At 68.7% G+C, this 19,730-nt stretch carries 14 protein-coding genes; 9 read left to right on the forward strand and 5 right to left on the reverse strand.

Annotation, left to right across the window (positions count from 1 at the left end; genetic code table 11):
- Positions 1-22: 22 nt before the first annotated feature.
- Positions 23-982 carry an SAM-dependent methyltransferase gene (locus NF557_RS01980; protein WP_252621428.1) on the reverse strand — a complete coding sequence of 320 codons (960 nt, stop codon included), beginning with the start codon at positions 980-982 and terminating at the stop codon, positions 23-25.
- Positions 983-1,126: 144 nt separating this feature from the next.
- Between NF557_RS01980 and NF557_RS01985 the strand changes: the two genes are divergently transcribed.
- From NF557_RS01985 to NF557_RS01995, 3 genes are all read left to right on the forward strand, one after another.
- Complete coding sequence (locus NF557_RS01985) at positions 1,127-1,654, forward strand: methylated-DNA--[protein]-cysteine S-methyltransferase (RefSeq protein WP_252621429.1); 528 nt, start codon at positions 1,127-1,129, stop codon at positions 1,652-1,654.
- A gap of 118 nt (positions 1,655-1,772) precedes the next feature.
- The gene (gene lysS / locus NF557_RS01990) at positions 1,773-3,284 is read left to right on the forward strand and encodes a lysine--tRNA ligase (RefSeq protein WP_252621430.1); all 1,512 of its coding nucleotides are present in this window, start codon (positions 1,773-1,775) and stop codon (positions 3,282-3,284) included.
- Between the two features lie 290 nt (positions 3,285-3,574).
- Positions 3,575-3,904 carry a histone-like nucleoid-structuring protein Lsr2 gene (locus NF557_RS01995; protein ID WP_252621431.1) on the forward strand — a complete coding sequence of 110 codons (330 nt, stop codon included), beginning with the start codon at positions 3,575-3,577 and terminating at the stop codon, positions 3,902-3,904.
- 68 nt (positions 3,905-3,972) lie between these two features.
- Here NF557_RS01995 and ligD (NF557_RS02000) read toward each other — a convergent pair whose 3' ends face one another.
- Both ligD (NF557_RS02000) and ligD (NF557_RS02005) read right to left on the reverse strand, forming a co-directional pair.
- Positions 3,973-4,833, reverse strand: coding sequence for a non-homologous end-joining DNA ligase (ligD, locus tag NF557_RS02000; protein WP_252621432.1), 861 nt, complete (start codon positions 4,831-4,833; stop codon positions 3,973-3,975).
- Positions 4,833-5,783 carry a non-homologous end-joining DNA ligase gene (ligD, locus tag NF557_RS02005; protein WP_252621433.1) on the reverse strand — a complete coding sequence of 317 codons (951 nt, stop codon included), beginning with the start codon at positions 5,781-5,783 and terminating at the stop codon, positions 4,833-4,835. Before ligD (NF557_RS02005) ends, ligD (NF557_RS02000) begins: the two co-directional genes overlap by 1 nt.
- 17 nt (positions 5,784-5,800) lie before the next feature.
- Between ligD (NF557_RS02005) and ku the strand changes: the two genes are divergently transcribed.
- Positions 5,801-6,829 (forward strand): non-homologous end joining protein Ku, encoded by a 1,029-nt coding sequence (gene ku / locus NF557_RS02010; RefSeq protein WP_252621434.1) that lies wholly within the window; start codon positions 5,801-5,803, stop codon positions 6,827-6,829.
- A gap of 104 nt (positions 6,830-6,933) precedes the next feature.
- Here the strand turns inward: ku and NF557_RS02015 are convergent, their stop codons facing one another.
- Entirely contained in the window at positions 6,934-7,578 is a 645-nt protein-coding gene (locus tag NF557_RS02015) for a hypothetical protein (RefSeq protein WP_252621435.1), read from the reverse strand.
- Between the two features lie 276 nt (positions 7,579-7,854).
- On the opposite strand from NF557_RS02015, the gene NF557_RS02020 reads away from it, so the two are divergent.
- The 5 genes from NF557_RS02020 (at position 7,855) to NF557_RS02040 (ending at position 18,771) form a co-directional block, all read left to right on the forward strand.
- Positions 7,855-10,365 (forward strand): ATP-dependent Clp protease ATP-binding subunit, encoded by a 2,511-nt coding sequence (locus NF557_RS02020; protein ID WP_252621436.1) that lies wholly within the window; start codon positions 7,855-7,857, stop codon positions 10,363-10,365.
- Between the two features lie 93 nt (positions 10,366-10,458).
- Complete coding sequence (locus NF557_RS02025) at positions 10,459-11,562, forward strand: lipid II:glycine glycyltransferase FemX (RefSeq protein WP_252621437.1); 1,104 nt, start codon at positions 10,459-10,461, stop codon at positions 11,560-11,562.
- A gap of 160 nt (positions 11,563-11,722) precedes the next feature.
- Positions 11,723-12,421, forward strand: a complete 699-nt coding sequence (locus NF557_RS02030) for a helix-turn-helix domain-containing protein (protein WP_252621438.1) — start codon at positions 11,723-11,725, stop codon at positions 12,419-12,421.
- 268 nt (positions 12,422-12,689) lie between these two features.
- Positions 12,690-17,912: a cell wall-binding repeat-containing protein gene (locus NF557_RS02035; RefSeq protein ID WP_252621439.1), complete on the forward strand. Its 5,223-nt coding sequence runs from the start codon at positions 12,690-12,692 to the stop codon at positions 17,910-17,912.
- A gap of 355 nt (positions 17,913-18,267) precedes the next feature.
- Positions 18,268-18,771, forward strand: coding sequence for a helix-turn-helix domain-containing protein (locus NF557_RS02040; RefSeq protein WP_252621440.1), 504 nt, complete (start codon positions 18,268-18,270; stop codon positions 18,769-18,771).
- A gap of 7 nt (positions 18,772-18,778) precedes the next feature.
- Here the strand turns inward: NF557_RS02040 and NF557_RS02045 are convergent, their stop codons facing one another.
- Entirely contained in the window at positions 18,779-19,666 is an 888-nt protein-coding gene (locus NF557_RS02045; protein WP_280923976.1) for an HhH-GPD family protein, read from the reverse strand.
- Between the last annotated feature and the right edge of the window lie 64 nt (positions 19,667-19,730).

A 19,730-nucleotide genomic window follows, 5' to 3' on the forward strand; every position in this document is an offset into this window, starting at 1 on the left:
CCTGTGCGGCACCCGACCCACGCTAGCCGAGGTCGCCCGATCGGCGGAGCGTCGTGGCCCACCAGAAGGCGCCGAGTCCCGTCGGTGCGGTCAGCGTCGCCAGTGCGTTGGCACGCTGCAGCTCCAGCAGATAGGCACTCGGATCGGCCCGGGCCAGGTCCTGGTCCGGCAGCGGCCGGCGACCCAGCAGGTCGTGCAGGATGTCGCGCTGGCGGACCAGGCGGTCGGCGCCGAGCGCGTCGACCGCGACGTGTGCCGTCAGGTCGCAGGAACCGTCGGGCACCGGTGGCACGCTCACGCCGTCGCGGTATCCGATGAGCGTTCCCTCCACCGGCCGGTCATCGCGGGTGTGTCCGTAGTCCACGGCGACCACCAGTCCGCTCAGCACCCGCGAGCAGAGGTCGGCGTATGCCGTGTCCCGGGGGCGGCCGATCTCGGCCCGGCGCACGTGGTCCGGGACATGGGTGTCGAGCCAGTCCAGGTCGGCTCCCGACACCAGCTCGTCCGCTCGCTCGTCGCCCGTCGCAGGGTCGACCGTGACATAGCGCCACGGACCGTCAGGGGAGCGCAGAACCACCGGGCAGGGGACGACGTCGAGCCACTCGTGAGCGATGACCAGCACGTCGTCCAGTCCAGCGAGCTCCGCAGGGAGGCCGAGGCCACCGGGGGAGCGCAGCCAGTCGACACCGTCAGGCAGGTTGCTCGGACGGTCCACCACGTCGACGCCCCGCAGCGTCCGAGTGCGGTCAATGCTGTGCAACTCTCGCAGGAGCTCGCCGCGGCCCGCACCGATCTCCACGATGGTGCTCAGCCCATGTCGATCGGCCAGCGCCACGACTGCCTGGGCAAGGACCTGCCCGGTCCCTGGGATCCCCTGGGCAGAGGTCGAGAAGTGTCCGGCTGGTCCCTCGGCACGCCGATAGAAGCCTTCAACGCCATAGAGCGCCTCCTGCCAGGCGGCCTGCCACGAGGTCCACGTCACGACCCCTAGTCTCGCGCGTCCCCTAGTCTCGCGCGTCGGGAGAGTGACGCTGCGCTGGGCCGGGGCAGGAGGCATGGTGGACCTGTGCGCGAACACTTACAGGTGGGAGTCTCACCTGCCACCGACCCATCAGGAGACAACCGCATGAGCGCTCCAGTGACAGGTGGGAGCGCCCACAGCACGACCGAGAGCCCGATTGGCACCCTCACGCTCGTGACGGACGGGGATGCGCTGACCGGCCTCTACATGGAGAGCCACCGGCACGCGCCCGACCCGCAGTCGTGGGGGCCGTCGCGGGCCCCCGCTGAGTCGGCGCCGGTGGTCCGCGCTGCGATCAGCCAGCTGTCGGCATACTTCAGGGGCGAGCTCACGCACTTCGACCTCGCGCTGGCACCCAGCGGGACGCTATTCCAGAAGCAGGTCTGGGAGCAGCTGCTGCGGATCCCCTATGGCGAGACCGCCAGTTATGGAGAGCTGGCCGCGCTGCTCGGCAACCCGGGTGCCTCACGTGCGGTCGGGCTGGCCAACGGGCGCAACCCGATCTCGATCATCGTGCCGTGCCACCGCGTCGTCGGCGCGGCGGGTCAGCTGACGGGGTATGGCGGGGGCCTGGAGCGCAAGCAGGTCCTGTTGGCGCTGGAGCAGCGGGTCGCGGGCCACTCGCTGTGGTGAGCTCGCGGGCGTCAGTCGCGTGAGTCCCTTGAGTCGGCGGTGGCCGCGACGGCTGTCCCTGTGTCCTCCGGCGAGCCGGCTTTGGGGGATGGCGTGTGCCGCTGGGTAGTCTGGGGCAGTGACTCAGAGCCCTGCCACCGATCCCGACGCCACGCCGGCTACCGACGTCCCCGAGCAGGTCCGGGTGCGCACCGCCAAGCGGGCACAGTTGCTGGAGGCAGGGATCGAGCCCTACCCCGTGCAGGTTCCGGTCACCCACACCATCGCCGAGGTCCGCGAGCGCTGGGGGCACCTGGAGACGGGCGAGGAGACGACCGACGAGGTCGGGGTCGCCGGCCGGGTGGTCTTCGTCCGCAACACCGGCAAGCTCTGCTTCGCGAGCATCCAGTCTGGTGACGGCACCCGCCTGCAGGTCATGCTCAGCCTGGCAGTGGTCGGTGAGGAGTCCCTCGCGTCGTGGAAGTCGCTCGTCGACCTGGGCGACCACGTCTTTGTGCACGGCCGGGTCATCTCCAGCCGACGCGGTGAGCTGTCGGTGATGGCCACGTCGTGGCAGATGGCGAGCAAGTCGCTGCGACCGCTGCCGGTGCTGCACAAGGAGCTCTCCGAGGAGCAGCGGGTGCGGCGCAGGTATGTCGACCTGATCGTGCGTGACGAGGCTCGCCAGATGGTGCTGGACCGGGCCGCCGTCATCCGCGCGATCCGTCGGACTCTCGAGGACGACGGCTTCATCGAGATCGAGACGCCGGTGCTGCAGTCGGTCCACGGGGGGGCCACGGCACGCCCGTTCCACACCCACCTGAATGCCTTCGACCTGCCGGTGACAATGCGCATTGCGCTTGAGCTGCACCTCAAGAGGGCGGTCGTCGGTGGCATTGAGCGGGTCTATGAGATTGGGCGGGTCTTCCGCAACGAAGGGATTGACTCCTCCCACAGCCCGGAGTTCACGATGCTGGAGGCCTATCAGGCCTACGGTGATCAGACGACGATGGCAGATCTCACTCAGCGGATGATCTTGGCCGCTGCCGACGCTATGGGTGGTCGACAGATCGACACTCCCGAAGGTGTCGTCGATCTTGATGGTGAGTGGCGATGGTTGCCCTTCTATGAGGCCTTGTCCGCCGAGCTCGGGATGCAAATTGACATTTCAACAAAGGCCGATGAGCTGACCCGCCTTGCCGCCGAGCGAGAGGTGCCTGTTGACCCCTCGTGGGACGAGCAGAAGATTGCGCTGGAACTCTTTGGCGAACTCGTGGAGCCCCACATCATCCAGCCGACCTTCGTCTGCGACTTCCCCGCAGCCGCGCAGCCATTGGCGCGACCGCACCGGTCTGAGCCCGGCGTGATCGAGGCCTGGGACCTGATTATCGGCGGCACGGAGCGGGGCACGGCCTTTTCGGAGCTGATCGACCCCGTGATCCAGCGGGAGCGGCTCATGGAGCAGTCCCGACGTGCTGCGCAGGGCGATGACGAAGCCATGGAGCTGGACGAGGACTTCTTGCGTGCCCTAGAGCATGCGGCGCCACCCATGGGCGGTCTCGGGATCGGCATCGACCGGGTGCTCATGCTCCTGGCTGGCGTGGGAATCCGGGAAACCATCCTCTTCCCCTTTGTGAAGCCGGAGGCCTGAGATGGGCTGGTGGGACACCCTGTGGCCCATTGTCGCAGCGCTGCTGCCATCGGCGGGCCTGCTCTTCCTCTTCTATGTGATAATGCGCCGCATCATAGAGGCGGATAGACGTGAACGTGCCGCCGAACGGCGTTGGCAGGCCGAGCGGGATGCGGCGAGGAGCAACTCCGAGACCGATCGTTCCTGAACGCGTTGTGGATTAAGCCATCGACTTGTCCCATTCCTTGTGGGACAGTATCTTTAGACTTATCGTTTTAGCGATCATGACCCAATCATTCGAAGGAGACCACATGGCCCAGCGCGTGCAAGTGATTTTGGTGGACGACCTCAACGGCGGAGAAGCGACGGAAACTGTCGAGTTCGCACTGGACGGCGTCACCTACGAGCTCGACCTGTCGGACGAGAACGCGACGAAGCTCCGCGACGACTTTGCCCAGTGGATCGGCGTGGCCCGACGTTCCGGCGGGCGTCGCCAGGTCCGCCGCGGCGCAGGTGGCTCCGGCGCGTCCCGCGAAGAACTTGCCCGGATCCGCGACTGGGGTCGCGCCAACGGCTTCAAGGTCAGTGACCGCGGTCGGGTGTCGCGCGAGCTGCAGGACGCCTACGCCGCGGCCAACTGAGCCAGCGCAGCACTCAGCACGCGACAGGCCGGGGCGGACCGACATGGTCCGCCCCGGCCTGAGCTCTGTCACACGAACGCGTCGAAACGGACCTGGGTCAGCGCCGCTGTGCCGTCGGCGGCCGTCGTGATCTCGTCCCAGCTCCGCGGTGTCGCGACCTGGGGACGGTCCCGGCCCCGCATCGACCAGGGGCAGATCGTTGTCTTGGCCGCGTTGTTCTGCGACCAGTCGAGGAACACCTTGCCGGCCCGCCGGGCCTTGGTCATCTGCCACAGGACCAGGTCGGGGTGCTGCTCGGTGAGTTGTTGAGCCAGGGCCTTGGTCACGGCGCTGACCTCGTCGGAGGTCCGCTCACCGTCGAGCGCGGCATACAGCTGCATGCCCTTGCTGCCGCTGGTGACCGGCTCGCACTCCAGGCCGACGTCGGCCAGGCGGTTGCTGACGAGCACGGCCACCCGGGCGCACTCGGTCAGGCCCGCGCCCGGGCCCGGGTCCAGGTCGATGACCAGACGATCTGGCGGCTGGGGCACCCCGTCCTTGTCGACCCGCCACTGCGGCACGTGCAGCTCGAGTGATCCGAGGTTGACCAGATAGACCAGGCCAGCCAGGTCCTCCACCAAGGGATAGGTCACCGTGGTCCCACCGGAGCGCGACCCGTGCCCGGACAGGGTGACCCGGGGCAGCCAGTCCGGCACCCCGCTGGGGACGTTCTTCTCAAAGAAGCTCTCGCGCGCGACGCCGTGTGGCCACCGCACCCGCGTCACCGGACGCCCCGCCAGTCGGGGCAGTAGCCGGTCCGCGATCTGCACGTAGTAGTTGAGCACCTCGCCCTTGGTCGTCCCCGTCTCGGGATAGAGGACCTTGTCGAGGCTGCTGACCCTCAGCGTCCGCCCCGCCACGTGCACGCTCTGCGACTCTCCAGCAGCCATCAGCGATCCTCTCCGACCAGGTCATCCGGCGTCAGGTCACCGCGCCAGCTCTTGAAGGCGGGCTGGCGCAACCGACCTGCCGAGGTGGTGCCCAGCGCCGCGATGTCGACGACCAGCTCCGGGGCGAGCCACGTCGCGCCGGCCCGGTCCACCCGCGGGACCTCGTCGGCGAAGGGGCACTCACCCTCGGGCACCTTCGCGATCAGCTCAGCCAGACGACTGCCCGCCCGACCCGCCAGCCCGCTGCCGACGCGACCGCGATAGCTCAAACCTTCTGCCGTTGGCACTCCGACCAGGAGCGACCCCAACTTGGCCCGGCCGGTCTCCGGACGCCACCCGCCCACGACGAAGCTCTCGGTGCCGCGGTGCGGGAACTTCAGCCAGTCCTGACTGCGCACCCCGGGCTGATAGGTGCTGGACACCCGCTTGCTGACGATGCCCTCGAGTCCCTGCTCAGCGGTGGCACGCCACAGGCCCGTCCCATCGGCATACTGCGGTGAGACCTGCCACCGGGCGCGCTCCGGCACGATCTGCTCCAGGGCCTCCCTGCGAGCCGACCACGGGAGCGGTGCGAGATCAAGTCCGTCGACGCCGACCAGGTCAAAGATCACGTATGTCGTGGGGCGGGTGGATGCCAGCAGTCGCCCCTTGGCTGCGGAGGTGGTGTGGACCCGTTCGACCAGCTGGCTGAAGGAGGGGGCGCCGTCGACGAAGGTCACGGCCTCCCCGTCGAGGAGCAGGTCATGACCGAGGTCGGCCAGACCCTCCAGCTCAGGGAAGGCCACCGTCACATCGCGCTCGCTGCGGGTGGTCAGTCGCAGCACGCCATCTTGGACGTGGGCCAGCAGTCGGATGCCGTCCCACTTGAGCTCGTGCGCCCAGCCGTCACCCTCGGGAATCCCGGGGCCGTGCCCTGTGGGCCGGCCCGGAGTGGCGAGCATGGGTCTCATGGGTCCATCCTGTAACAGTGAGAGCGATTTGGAAGGGCGCGGTGTCGTTCGGGCTGGTCAATGTCCCGGTGCGGCTCTACTCGGCCACGGAGAACCACGACCTGAGCTTCCACCAGGTGCGCAGGTCCGACGGCAGCCGCATCCGTTACAAGCGGGTCGCGCAGACGGACGGGGAGGAAGTTCCCTACAAGGAGATCGCCAAGGCTTATCAGACCGAGGACGGCAAGTCCGTCATCCTCACCGACGAGGACTTCGAGTCCCTTCCCAACCGCTCCAGCAAGGAGATCGCGGTCGAGAAGTTCGTGCCGATCGAACAGATCGACCCGATCCTCTACGACAAGCCCTACTACATCGAGCCGGACGGCATGGGCGCCAAGGCCTACGGGCTGCTCCGGGAGGCGCTGCGCGAGAGCGAGCGCGTGGCGGTCGTCACCGTGTCGGTGCGGACCCGGATGACGATGGCTGTGCTCCGGGTCATCGATGACGTGATCGTCCTGCAGACCCTCCTGTGGCCCGATGAGGTGCGCGACTCGGGGGCGCTCAACAACCTCGACGAGGTCTCCAACCCCAAGGACTCAGAGGTCGCGATGGCCCGGATGCTCATCGACTCGATGGCTGGTGACTTTGAGCTCGAGGAGCACGAGGACGACTACCAGATCGCGGTCGAGGCGCTCGTGAAGTCCAAGATCGAGGGCGGCGACGTCACCGAGTCCCCGGACCAGGCCGACGAGGAGGAGTCCGGCGAGGTCGTCGACCTGCTCGCAGCCCTGCAGCGCAGCGTCGACCGGGCCAAGGCCTCACGCGGGGAGGACCCCGAGGAGACGACAAGCTCCGCGCCGCGCACATCGGCAGCCAAGAAGTCGACCTCCAAGAAGTCGGCGACCCAGAAGTCGACCGCGCAGAAGTCTGCAGGCACCAAGAGCGCCGCCAAGAAGAGCGCGGACACCAAGAGCGCCACCAAGAAGACCACGGCCAAGAAGACGACGGCCAAGAACACCACCGCTAAGAAGTCGTCGAGCGGGAGCAGCGACAAGAAGGCTGGGTGAGCGCAGGCGGCCTCGTTCCCGCCTACCGGTGGCGCGCTGGGTCCGCAGGATGGTCAGGCGGCAGGTTCCAGTCCACGGTCAGGCGGCGGATTCCAGTCCACGGGTCAGGGAGCGGTGGTGTCAGCCGAGTCGCCGTTCTCGTGGATCTTGCTGGGGCTGCAGCCGACGCTCTGGTCCATCTCACGCACCATGCGGGTCAGCGACTGGTCCAGCAGCGCGGTCGCGGCGCCCTCGGCGTCCAGCGGTGCGCGCACGGTGAAGACGATGGGCACCGGCGGGGAGTCCTCGGGCGCACCGGGGCCTGCCTTGCAGGGGACGACGGACACCGCGAGTGTGTCTGCGACGTAGGAGACGCCGAGGTGCTCAGGGCCCGGTTGGGCACCCTCGATCGCCTGGACCTCGGCGAGCCGCGCATCAGCCTCCCCGGGCACGTTGCGGTGCATCGCCAGGCTCATCGCGACCTCCGTGCCACCGTCGTCGGTGGGCAGCAGGACGTCGCACTGATAGATGTCCTCCTCGCTGATGGCGTCGACCTCCGTGGCCTCTGCGGAGCGGCCATCGGTCGCCGCGTCGAGGGCATCCTTGCGGATCAACCGGCAGAACCAGCGGTCGTCTGTCGCCTGGCCAGCATCGACCGTCGCAGTGGTGGGCGTCGTCTCGTCCTCCGAGTCGCCGGAGGTGCAGCCGGACAGGATGGTGCCAGCCAGCAGGGCCAGAGACAGGGCTGCGGTGGTGGTGCGACGCTTCATGTGGGGGACTCCTCGTGGACCGGTTGGCCTAGCGGCCGGTGCGGCGGTGATTATCGCCCACGTTCCTGAGCGCGGGCCGAGAGCTGTGCCGGCCGCCGCGCGTGGGGATCGTCGGCTACGCCGAGGGCGAACACAGGGGTTCTGGCCGCCAGGGTATGGAACAGTGCTCCGCACGACGGCGTTGGGCTGAGCAGACGCAAGTAGCATCAGGGTGAGGGAGTGTGTCCCGGCGGTTGCCGGCAGGCCCCGAGCCCGGATCGATTGTCAGGAGTGACGATGTTCGAACGGTTTACCGACCGCGCCCGCCGAGTGGTGGTGCTCGCGCAGGAAGAAGCGCGGATGCTCAACCACAACTACATCGGCACTGAGCACATCCTGCTCGGGCTCATCCACGAGGGCGAAGGGGTGGCAGCCAAGGCGCTGGAGACCCTTGACATCTCGTTGGACGCCGTCCGCGAGCAGGTCCAGGAGATCATCGGCCAGGGGCAGCAGTCCCCGACCGGTCACATCCCCTTCACGCCCCGTGCCAAGAAGGTCCTCGAGCTCAGCCTGCGTGAGGGGCTGCAGCTGGGCCACAACTACATCGGCACCGAGCACATCCTGCTCGGGCTGATCCGCGAGGGCGAAGGGGTCGCGGCCCAGGTGCTGATCAAGCTCGGCGCCGACCTCAACCGGGTGCGCCAGCAGGTCATCCAGCTGCTCTCCGGCTACCAGGGCAAGGAGGCCGCGACCGCAGGCGTCGGTGCCGGGGCCCAGGAGGGCACGCCGGCGGGCTCACTGGTCCTGGACCAGTTCGGCCGGAACCTGACCCAGGCCGCCCGCGAGGGCAAGCTGGACCCGGTGATCGGTCGTGAGAAGGAGATCGAGCGGGTCATGCAGGTGCTGTCCCGGCGCACCAAGAACAACCCGGTGCTGATCGGTGAGCCCGGCGTCGGCAAGACCGCCGTCGTCGAGGGCCTGGCCACCGACATCGTGCGCGGTGAGGTGCCGGAGACACTGAAGGACAAGCAGCTTTACACGCTGGATCTCGGGTCGCTGGTCGCGGGATCCCGCTATCGCGGTGACTTCGAGGAGCGCCTCAAGAAGGTGCTCAAGGAGATCCGCACCCGCGGCGACATCATCTTGTTCATCGACGAGATCCACACCCTGGTCGGTGCCGGCGCTGCCGAGGGGGCGATCGACGCCGCCAGCATCCTGAAGCCGATGCTGGCCCGCGGTGAGCTGCAGACCATCGGTGCCACGACGTTGGACGAGTACCGCAAGCACATCGAGAAGGACGCCGCCCTGGAGCGACGCTTCCAGCCGATCCAGGTCAACGAGCCGACGCTCAGCCACGCGATCGAGATCCTCAAGGGTCTGCGCGACCGCTACGAGGCGCACCACCGGGTCTCGATCACCGACGGCGCGCTCGTGGCTGCGGCCACCATGGCCGACCGCTACGTCAACGACCGCTACCTGCCGGACAAGGCGATCGACCTGATCGACGAGGCCGGGGCACGGTTGCGGATCCGCAGGATGACCGCTCCGCCGGACCTGCGTGAGTTCGACGAGAAGATCTCGCACACCAAGCGCGAGAAGGAGTCGGCCATCGACGCCCAGGACTTCGAGAAGGCGGCGCGGCTGCGGGACGAGGAGCACAAGCTCACCCAGGCCCGCGTCGAGCGCGAGAAGGAGTGGAAGTCCGGCGACATGGACGTCGTGGCGGAGGTCGACGAGGAGCTCATCGCTGAGGTCCTGGCCGCGGCCACCGGCATCCCGGTCATCAAGCTCAGCGAGGAGGAGTCCAGCCGCCTGCTCAACATGGAGGACGAGCTCCACAAGCGCATCATCGGCATGGACGACGCGATCGGTGCCCTGTCGCAGGCGATCCGGCGCACCCGCGCCGGGCTGAAGGACCCCCGTCGCCCCGGCGGCTCGTTCATCTTCGCCGGGCCCACCGGTGTCGGCAAGACCGAGCTGGCCAAGACGCTCGCCGAGTTCCTGTTCGGCGATGAGGACGCCCTCATCACGCTCGACATGTCTGAGTACTCCGAGAAGCACACCGTCTCGCGGATGTTCGGCTCGCCCCCCGGCTATGTCGGCTACGAGGAGGGTGGGCAGCTGACCGAGAAGGTGCGGCGCAAGCCGTTCTCGGTGGTCCTCTTCGACGAGGTCGAGAAGGCCCACCCAGACATCTTCAACAGCCTGTTGCAGATTCTGGAGGACGGTCGCCTGACCGATGCCCAGGGCCGGGTGGTGGACTTCAAGAACACCGTGATCATCATGACGACCAACCTGGGCACCCGCGACATCGCCAAGGGCATCTCGCTCGGCTTCTCCGGCGGCAACGACGGCAGCAGCGACTACGAGCGCATGAAGAACCGCGTCACGGACGAGCTCAAGCAGCACTTCCGCCCCGAGTTCCTCAACCGCGTGGACGACACCATCGTCTTCCCGATGCTCTCGCAGTCCGAGATCGTCCAGATCGTCGATCTCATGATCGCCAGCCTGGACGAGCGGCTCAAGGACAAGGACATGGGCATCGAGCTGACGCCCACGGCCAAGAAGCTGCTCGCGCACAAGGGCTACGACCCCGTGCTGGGCGCCCGTCCCCTGCGCCGCGCGATCCAGCGTGAGATCGAGGACGCCCTCTCCGAGAAGATCCTCTATGGCGAGCTGGTCCCGGGACAGATCGTCCTGGTCGACGCCACGGCCGAGGACCGGACCGGTGAGTTCACCTTCTCCGGTGCGGAGAAGTCGCCGACTCCTGACACGGTGCCGGTCGAGGAGGCCCAGCCGGGCGCCTGACCAGGAGCGCTCCAGCGCAACACCACTCGCGTGACACACGCAGGACATGGTCCGGATTCTCTGGGAATCCGGGCCATGTCCTACGTTGGGTGGGTGCGCCTTCACCTGAATGAGATCCACGACCCCCGCGCCTACAACGAGGTCGTGGCGGCGATGCCCCTGAGCAGTCCTCTCCAGGGCTGGGCCTACGGTGAGGGTCGCCGGGTGCTGGGTTACCACCCCATGCGCTTCCTGATCACCGACGACCGGGGCAGCACGGTCGGCGCGATGCAGCTGCTGCGCCAGCAACTGGTGCCGGGGGTCAACGTGCTGTATGCCGCACGAGGTCCGGCACTGGAGTCGCTGGACCTCCTGCCGCACCTGGCAGCGCCCCTGCGCAAGGTGGCGCGGCCCACCGACATGTATGTGAAGGTGGAGCCGCCGAACCCGATCGAGGTCGGGCGTCCCGAGGACCTGAGCACCGTGGACCTCGCGGCCGACCAGGCCACGATCCCGGCGCGGGTCGGCCCGTTCCTTCGCTCCGAGACCGAGCAGCCTGAGCACACGATCCTCGCCGACCTGAGCGCCTCCGAGGACGAGCTCTTTGCGGGCCTGCACAAGATGGCGCGGCGCAATGTGCGCACCGCCGAGCGGATGGGTGTCCAGGCCGGCCGCGACGATGACTTCGAGGCGTTCTGGGACATCTTCCAGGCGACCAATGCGCGAGCCAAGTTGGGTGCGTTCCCGCGCGCCTACTACGAGGCGATGCTGGCCAACGGCAATGACTATGGCGGCGAGGCCTACACGGTGCTGTCGCGGCACGAGGGCAAGGCGTTGGCCGGTGGGTTCTTCCTCGCCCTGGGGGACACCACGGCCTACCTGTATGGCGGCAGCATCCGGGACGAGCGGCCCCCCACCGAGGGGGACAAGCGCAAGGACGCCAAGGCGCCGGACGCGTTCTACTGGCACTCCATGCTCGATGCCAAGGAGCATGGCTACTCCACCTATGACTTCTGGGGAATCCCCCGGGTGCTCGACGAGTCCAAGCACTCCTTCGGCGTGTTCAAGATGAAGCTCAAGTTCAGCACCCACCGGGTCTGGTTCCCCGCCTACGACCTCAGGCTCTCCCCCCTGGCGCAGCCGTTGACCAAGGCGCTGCGCGTCCGCCGCAACTACCTCAACAAGCGCAGTCGCGGCACCACCGACGACATCCTCTGAGCCCGTGGTCGCGGCCGACGGTCAAGGACCGGCAAATCTTGCGCAAACGTTGCCCCAATGTCCTTGCATCGCCGGTCGCGCTGCCCCCTAATGGGAGGCGGTGGCCAACTGGGGGAGGACGTCCACGCCCGGACAGTGCTGTGACATAAGGAGTTCAGTGGTGGAGGCAGCGCAGCGCGGCGCGGCGCGAACGCCACCTTTGCGCGGGCCCAGCCCGTCTCCTCAGGGCGGACTCGTCATCATCATCGCTGGCACCCACGAGGAACGCCTGAAGCTTGCCCGGGTGCTCCCAGCGGGTGCCACGGCGCTCCTCGCCGCGGACATCCAGCAGGCAGGACGGGTGGTCGCCCAGCTCCCGCAGGCCGCGGACGACCCCGCGCGCGCGTCGGCGACGCAGTCACCCACGCAGTCACCGTCGCCAGCGCAGTCGCCGTCACCGGGTCTACCCCGGGTGCACGCCCAGTCCCAGGCGCCGGCCCTGCTTCAGCTGCAGCACCTGCGTCAACGGCAGAACCGCCCCCAGCACCCGCAGTCCCAGCCGCAGCTCCGGCTTCGTGCAGACAGGCTGTCCCTGTCGTTCGGGGCGCGCGAGGTCCCGCTCACCAAGCTCGAGCTGGACCTGCTGGCCCATCTGCTCCCGCGCGTCGGGCAGACCGCCACCTTTGAGCAGCTGTCGCACGTGGCCTGGCACACCGACTACCTCGGCAACGGGGCGCACATGCACGCGGCCGTGGGAAGACTCCGCGCCAAGCTCGCCGAGCTCGGAGCGCCGGTGACGCTGCAGGCGGTCCGGGGACTCGGATTCCGGCTCGTGAGCCACAGCGGGGAGGGCTCGCTCCGCGAGGCAGTCGGGAGCTGAGGCACCGTCGTCCGCACCGCCCGACCGGGGCGGCGCTTCCTGGCGCCCACCCGGATTCCGTTGTCCAGCAGTTGTCTACGTTGCCCACGTGTTGCCCATCTGATGTCGTTGTCCGACTCCCAGGTTCTTCCTAGGTTCGACTGGTAGCCGGGGGCAATCCTCGGTGTCACCGCCGTATGTAGGAGGATTCGTGGCCGTACACGGACACCGTGCGCGTCGATGGTTGGCTGCAGTAGCCGGCGCATCGATGGTCGCATCGGGGTTGGGGATGGCAGGCGCCAGCGCCCAGCCCCCGCTGCCCCAGGCAGAAGTCGGAGCAGGCAAGATCGACCGAGAGGTCAGTGCCCAGATCGAGGAGAAGGGCGCGACCGACTTCTGGGTGCGCTTTGAGGCGCGCCCAGACATGGGGTCGTTCAAGTCCATCAAGGACCTCGACGAGCGCCGCATCGCCCTTTATGAGGCCCTGACGAGCGCTGCGGAGAGCAGCCAGAAGCAGATGCGCGCCGACCTGGATGACAAGGACGTCGACTACCAGGCGTTCTGGGCCACCAACTCCATCCGGGTCAGCGGTGGCGACGAGTCCCTGGTGACCTCGCTCGCGGCCCAGAGCGGCGTGGAGGGCATCTATCCCACGTTTGAGGTCGAGGCGCCCGACCCCGAGGAGGGCCAGCCCGAGATGGCTCCCTCCGTGGTGGAGTGGGGGATCGCCGACATCAACGCCGACGACGTGTGGAACGACTACGGCGTCACCGGCGAAGGCATCGTCATCGCCAACATCGACACCGGCGTCCAGTACGACCACCCGGCACTGGTCAACCAGTACCGCGGCAACAACGGTGACGGCACCTTCACCCACGACTACAACTGGTTTGACGCAGCCGGCACCTCTCCGGAGGTCCCCGCGGACACCAACGGCCACGGCACCCACACGATGGGCACCATGGTGGGCGACGACGGCGGAGCCAACCAGATCGGTGTCGCACCTGGTGCGACCTGGATCGCGGCCAACGGTTGTTGCCCGACGGACCAGGCGCTGATCGACTCCGGTGAGTGGCTGCTCGCCCCCACCAAGCTGGACGGCAGCGCACCGGACGCGACCAAGGCACCGCACATCATCAACAACTCCTGGGGCACCGAGCTGCCGTCCAACGAGCCGTTTATGGAGGACGTGATCGAGGCCTGGGACGCCGCGGGCATCTTCAGCATGTGGGCCAACGGCAACAGCGGCCCGGCCTGTGAGACCTCTGGCTCCCCGGGCAGCCGGATCATCGCCTACTCGGTCGGCAACTACAACTCCAGCCACACCATCTCGGGCAGCTCGAGCAAGGGTGCTGGCCAGGACGGCGAGATCAAGCCCAACATCTCCGCTCCGGGCAGCAACGTGCGCTCGGCCGTCCCGGGCAGCGCTTATGCCAACTACTCCGGCACCTCGATGGCGTCGCCGCACGCGGCCGGCGCAGTGGCGCTGGCGTGGTCGGCCGCACCGGCTCTGGTCGGTGACATCGAGGGCACCCGTGCCCTGCTGGACAGTTCCGCGATCGACACTGAGAACCTGATGTGCGGCGGCACCGTCGAGGACAACAACGTCTTCGGTGAGGGCCGCCTGGACGCGCTCGCCCTCGTGTCGGCGGCGCCGATCGGTGACACCGGCAGCATCAACGGTGTGGTGACCGACGCAGACTCCGGCGAGACCATGAGCGGTGTCGCCATCTCGATCGAGGGCCCGATCAGCCGCAACGCGGTGACCAACGACGCAGGTGCCTACGACGTGCTCGTGAGCACTGGCGACTACACGGTGGAGGCCAGCTCGTTCGGTTACGAGACGCAGTCGCAGGACGTCACCGTCACTGCCGGTGCAGAGGTCACTGCTGACTTCGAGCTGCAGGCGGTGCCCAGTGCGACCATCTCCGGCACCGTGACCGACGGCTCTGGCCACGGCTGGCCGCTCTACGCCAAGGTGAGTGTGGCAGGCACGGACCTGCACACCTACACCGACCCGGGGACCGGTGAGTACTCGCTGGACCTGCCGACCGGCACGACCCACACCCTGGAGTTCCAGGCGCAGTACCCGGGTTACGTGACCGCCACGCAGGAGGTCACCGTCGAGGGCGCGGCCACCGTGGACGAGCAGATCGTGGTCAACGCCGAGACCTGCAACGCCCCCGGCTATGCCTTCAACAGTGCGGGCGTGGTCGAGAACTTCGACGGCACGACGCAGCCCGACGGCTGGACCGTCACCGATGAGGCTGGCAGCGGTCAGGTGTGGGTCTTCGACGACCCCCGGAACCGCGGCAACCTCACCGGCGGCACGGGCGGCTACGCCATCGTCGACAGCGACGACTACGGCAACGGCGGCGTCCAGGACACCTCCCTGGTCTCCCCGTCGGTCGACATGAGCTCGCTGGCCGAGCCGGTCGTCGGTTTCAAGCACGACTACAACGCCTTCCTGGGCGCCGATGAGTCTGGTGCCGTCGACGTGAGTGTCGATGGTGGCGAGACCTGGGAGAACCTGGCGACCTACACCGCGGACAGCAACGGCGAGGTGGTGCTGCCGATGCCCACCGCGGCGAACGCGACCGACGTCCAGGTGCGCTTCCACTACAGCGCATCCTGGGACTACTGGTGGCAGGTCGACGACGTGTTCGTCGGCAACCGCAGCTGTGACGCCTCCATCGACGGCGGTCTCGTCGTCGGCACGGTGACTGGCGCGGACAACGACGAAGGCGTCGTCGGCGCGACGGTGACCAGCGTCGACGCTCCGGAGGAGTCCGGGACCACCGTGGCCACTCCGGACGACGAGAACCTCGCGGACGGCTTCTACTGGCTGTTCTCGACGCTGACCGGTGCGCACGACTTCGAGGCCGCCGCACGCAACTTCGAGTCCCAGGTCCAGAGTGTCGACGTCGCCGCCGATGACGCGGTGCGCGCCGACTTCACCCTGGGCTCTGGCTTCGTGACGGTCGCTCCCGACTCCATCACCACAGACGTGGTGCTGGGCGATAGCGCCACCGAGGACCTCACCATCACCAACACCGGCTCGGGGACCGCAGAGGTCACCCTGAGCGAGGTCGCGGGTGACTTCGAGATCCAGCGTGCCGACGGCACCACGGCGCTCATGAGCGAGATGCACGATGCCGAGGGTGCGCCGCTGCAGACGATCGAGACCGAGGTCTCCTTCGCTCAGCACGCGAGCGACGCATCAGCGACGGCTGACCCTGCCTCACGCGGGGTTGCGGCCGACCCGTGGACCGACCTGGCGCAGCTGGGCGCGGTCAACATGGACGGCCGCGCTGTCAACCTGGACGGGACCTGGTACGTGATCGGCGGCGGCTCCGGCTCGGTGTCCTACGACACCGTGCAGCGCTACGACGAGGCCGACATGGCCTGGACCCCGGTGGCGCCACTGCCCAGCCCGCGCAACGCGGTGACGGCGGGTGTCGTCAACGGTCAGATCGTCGTCTCCGGCGGTTGGGTCGCAGCTGGCACCACGTCGGAGACACTGGTCTACGACGCGGGTGCCGACAGCTGGACGGCAGTCGCTGACAACCCGGTGGCGGTTTCGGCTGCCGGCCAGGCAGTGGTCGACGGCAAGCTCTACTCCGTGGGTGGCTGCAGCACTGCTGAGTGCACGCCGATGTCGAACGCCGTCACGGCATACGACCTGGCGAGTGACAGCTGGGAGACCCTGGCCAACTACCCCGCTGGGGTGGCGTTCGCCTCCTGCGCCGGAGTCGGCGGCGAGGTCTTCTGCACCGGTGGCAACAGCGGTGCTGCCGCCACTGCTGCCAGCTACGTCTACAGCCCGGACTCGGACACCTGGACGGCGATCGCCGACGCCCCGGTCGACACCTGGGCGAGCCAGTATGCCGGCGCGAACGGCATGCTGATCGTCAACGGTGGCGTGCAGGGTGGCGACATCACCAACGCCACGATCGCGTATGACGTGACCGCTGGTGAGTGGGTCGACCTGCCCAACTCCAACACCGCGGTCTACCGCGGTGCGGCGGCGTGCGGGTTCGGCAAGTTCGGTGGATCGACGGGCAACTTCGACGCGATCGCCGGCACCGAGTACCTGCCCGGCTTCGACGACTGTGGCGCTGCTGGCGCCGATGTCGACTGGCTGTCGCTGAGCGGCACCGAGTTCGAGATCCCTGCCGGGGAGAGCGTGACCGTCGAGGTCACGACCGACGGCGCCGTCCCCCAGCCGGGTGTCTACACGGCCGGGATCAGCGTGCGGACCAACACCCCGCAGTCCATCGACACCATCCCGGTGACGATGAATGTCAGCGCTCCGAGCTTCTGGGGCAAGCTGATGGGCACCGTCTCCGGGGAGTCGTGTGAGGCGGCTACCGCGCCGCTCGCCGGTGCCTCGGTCGACATCCGTCCGACGGAGGTCGACGCGCCGAGGTGGATCCTGTCCACCGACGCTGAGGGTGCCTACGCACGCTGGATCGACTCGAGGGTCGGAGTCGTGGACGTCACGGCGTCCAAGGACGGCTACTACCCGGAGTCGGCCGAGACCGACGTTCCTCGCGGCGAGGTCACCACGCAGGACTTCACCCTGCTGGATGCGGCCTGCGAGGTCCCCGGGCCGGTCCACCCGACCGTGGTGCGCCACGCCGGTGATGACCGGTTCGCCACAGCGGTCGAGGTCTCTGGTGCCTATGCCCCAGGGGTGTCGGTGGCCTTCGTGGCCAGCGGCCGGGACTACCCCGACGCGCTCACCGGTGCCGCACTGGCCGGGAGCCTCGAGGGTCCGGTGCTGCTGACCAACCCGGGTTCGCTGCCGGACGTGACGGCCACTGAGCTGAGCCGTCTGCAGCCGCAGCGGGTCGTCATCCTCGGTGGGCCCAACTCGGTGTCTCAGCCGGTCATGGATCTCGTCGGCACCGTCACCGGTGATGCATCGGTGGAGCGGATCGCTGGCGACGACCGTTATGAGACTGCCGCGAAGGTTGCTCAGGAGTTCACCTCGGCCGACGTGGTTTATGTCGCGACTGGGGAGAACTACCCCGACAGCCTGGCCGCCGCTGCCTTCGCCGGCAGCGCCGACGCACCGCTGCTGCTGGTCCACCACGGCAGCATCCCGGCGGCGATCGTGGGCGAGCTGGACCGGCTCGACCCGGCCCAGATCGTGCTGCTGGGTGGCACCGCGTCGGTGAGCGGGGCGGTCAGTGACCTGCTGGCCGACTGGGCGCCTGTCGAGCGCATCGCTGGTGAGAACCGCTTCGAGACGGCAGCCCTGCTGTCGGCCGGGCTGGACACCGCCGACGAGGCGTTTGTCGCGAGCGGCTACGCATGGCCGGACGCGTTGACCGGTTCGGCGCTGGCCGGTGCGCTTGACGCGCCGCAGCTGCTGACCCGGGCCACCACGATTCCCGCGGTGACGTGGGATGAGCTGGAGCGTCTGAAGCCGGGCACCATCCACCTGACCGGTGGTGTCGACACCATCAGCCAGGAGGTTGAGGACCTGCTCAACACCCTGGAGTAGCACCTCCCGGGAGGCGTGTGAGAAGCGCACCCACCAAGGAGACCCGTCTGGAGCAATCCAGGCGGGTCTCCTGTGTGTGCACTGCGGAACCGCGCGCCGCATCACATGCACGTCACGGTTGGTTCAAGGCTTCGTCAAGAACATTGCCTTACCCTTCCGGATGCGGCACGGTAGGAGACGCGGGGATCGGCGGCGAGGGAGATGACGAGTGGGGCACAGCGCGACCATCGAGGGACCAACCATCGAAGGACCGGCTGGAGAGGTGTCGCCCCCGCAGGCGACCCCCGCACCAGAGTCCGCACGCCCCGCACCAGAATCCGCACCCCCTGCACCTCAGTCGTCGTTGGTGGTGCTGGTGGCCTCCACTCCTGACGAACGGGCCCGACTGCTCACCCAGCTGGACCCGTCCGTGCCCGTCCTGGTGCTCCCGTCGGTGGCCGCCGCGCAGCAGTGGCTGTCCGCCCAAGGCGCCGGCCAGGGCCAGCAACCGGGACCGGGTGCCGTGGCCGCGCAGGAGGCGGCGCAAGGCGCTGCGCCCAGGCAGCAGCCGACCGAACCGGGGGTGCGGCTTCACCAGGACCGCCAGGCACTGGGATTCGGGTCTGTCGAGGTCACCCTGACGGCTCTGGAGTTCGCGCTGCTGCGCCTGCTCATCCGCGAACCCGGCCGGGTCTGGCGGTTCGACGAGCTGGTGCACCAGGTGTGGGGCACCGACCACGTGGGCGACACCAGCCAGGTGCACGCCCTCGTCAAGCGGCTGCGCGCCAAGCTCGCGCGCGAGCGCGCCCCCATGGCCATCGAGGCCGTCCGGGGCGTCGGCTTCCGCGCGGTGCGTCCGCGGCGCCGCCCGGCACACTGACTCAGGCTCACCCCGGCAGCTGCACACGCCCCTGCCCCACCCGCTCCGCGAGGCCGTCGGCGACCAGACCGTCCAGAGCCCGCGCGCACTGCTCCGCATCGGGCCAGAGCGCGGTCAACGCGCTGAGGTCGACCGCGTCGGGGGCCTCCCGCAACGCCGCCATGATCAGGCCGCGGCACTGCCGGTCGGTCCCGTGCCACGCCTGACCGCGTCGGGGCGGTCCGTCGTAGGCGGGATAGCCGCCTGCCCGCCACGCGCAGCTCTGCTGGATCGGGCAGCGCCCGCAGGCGGGGGAGCGGGCCGTGCACACCAGGGCACCCAGCTCCATCACCGCGACGCTCCACCGAGCCGCAGTCCCTGGGTCCACGGGCAGCAGCCGCTGCGCCAGCGCGGTCTCCGCGACCGTCAGCGAGGGTGCGGGGAGGGCCTCGCCCGTGACAGCCCGCGCCTGGACCCGCCGCACGTTGGTGTCGACGACGGTCGCCCGGATCCCGAAGGCGAAGGCCGCGACCGCAGCAGCGGTGTAGGACCCGATGCCCGGCAGGGAGCGCAGCGCACCGAGGTCAGCCGGCACCAGCCCGCCGTGCTCCTCGGTCAGCTGCACCGCGCACGCGTGCAGCCGCAGGGCGCGCCGCGGATAGCCCAACCTGCCCCACGCCCGCAGCGCCTCACCCGTCGGCTCGGCTGCAAGGTCACCCGGTTCCGGCCAGCGGGCCAGCCACTCGTGCCAGATCGGCTCCACCCGGGCGACCGGAGTCTGCTGCAGCATCACCTCGGAGACCAGGACCCCCCAGGGGGAGCAGTCCTCCTGCCGCCAGGGGAGGTCCCGGGCGTGTGCGGCATACCAGTCGAGCAGCGGGGGGAGTATGCCGGACGGGTCGGCTGACGTGGCCACCCGCCGGTCTGCAGGGGTGGTCGAGGGCCGCCGGGCTGGTCTGGTCGAGGACCGGTCGGCAGGG

Origin of the sequence: Ornithinimicrobium cryptoxanthini, assembly GCF_023923205.1 — a bacterium.
In the GTDB taxonomy this organism is placed as follows: Bacteria; Actinomycetota; Actinomycetes; order Actinomycetales; family Dermatophilaceae; genus Ornithinicoccus; species Ornithinicoccus cryptoxanthini.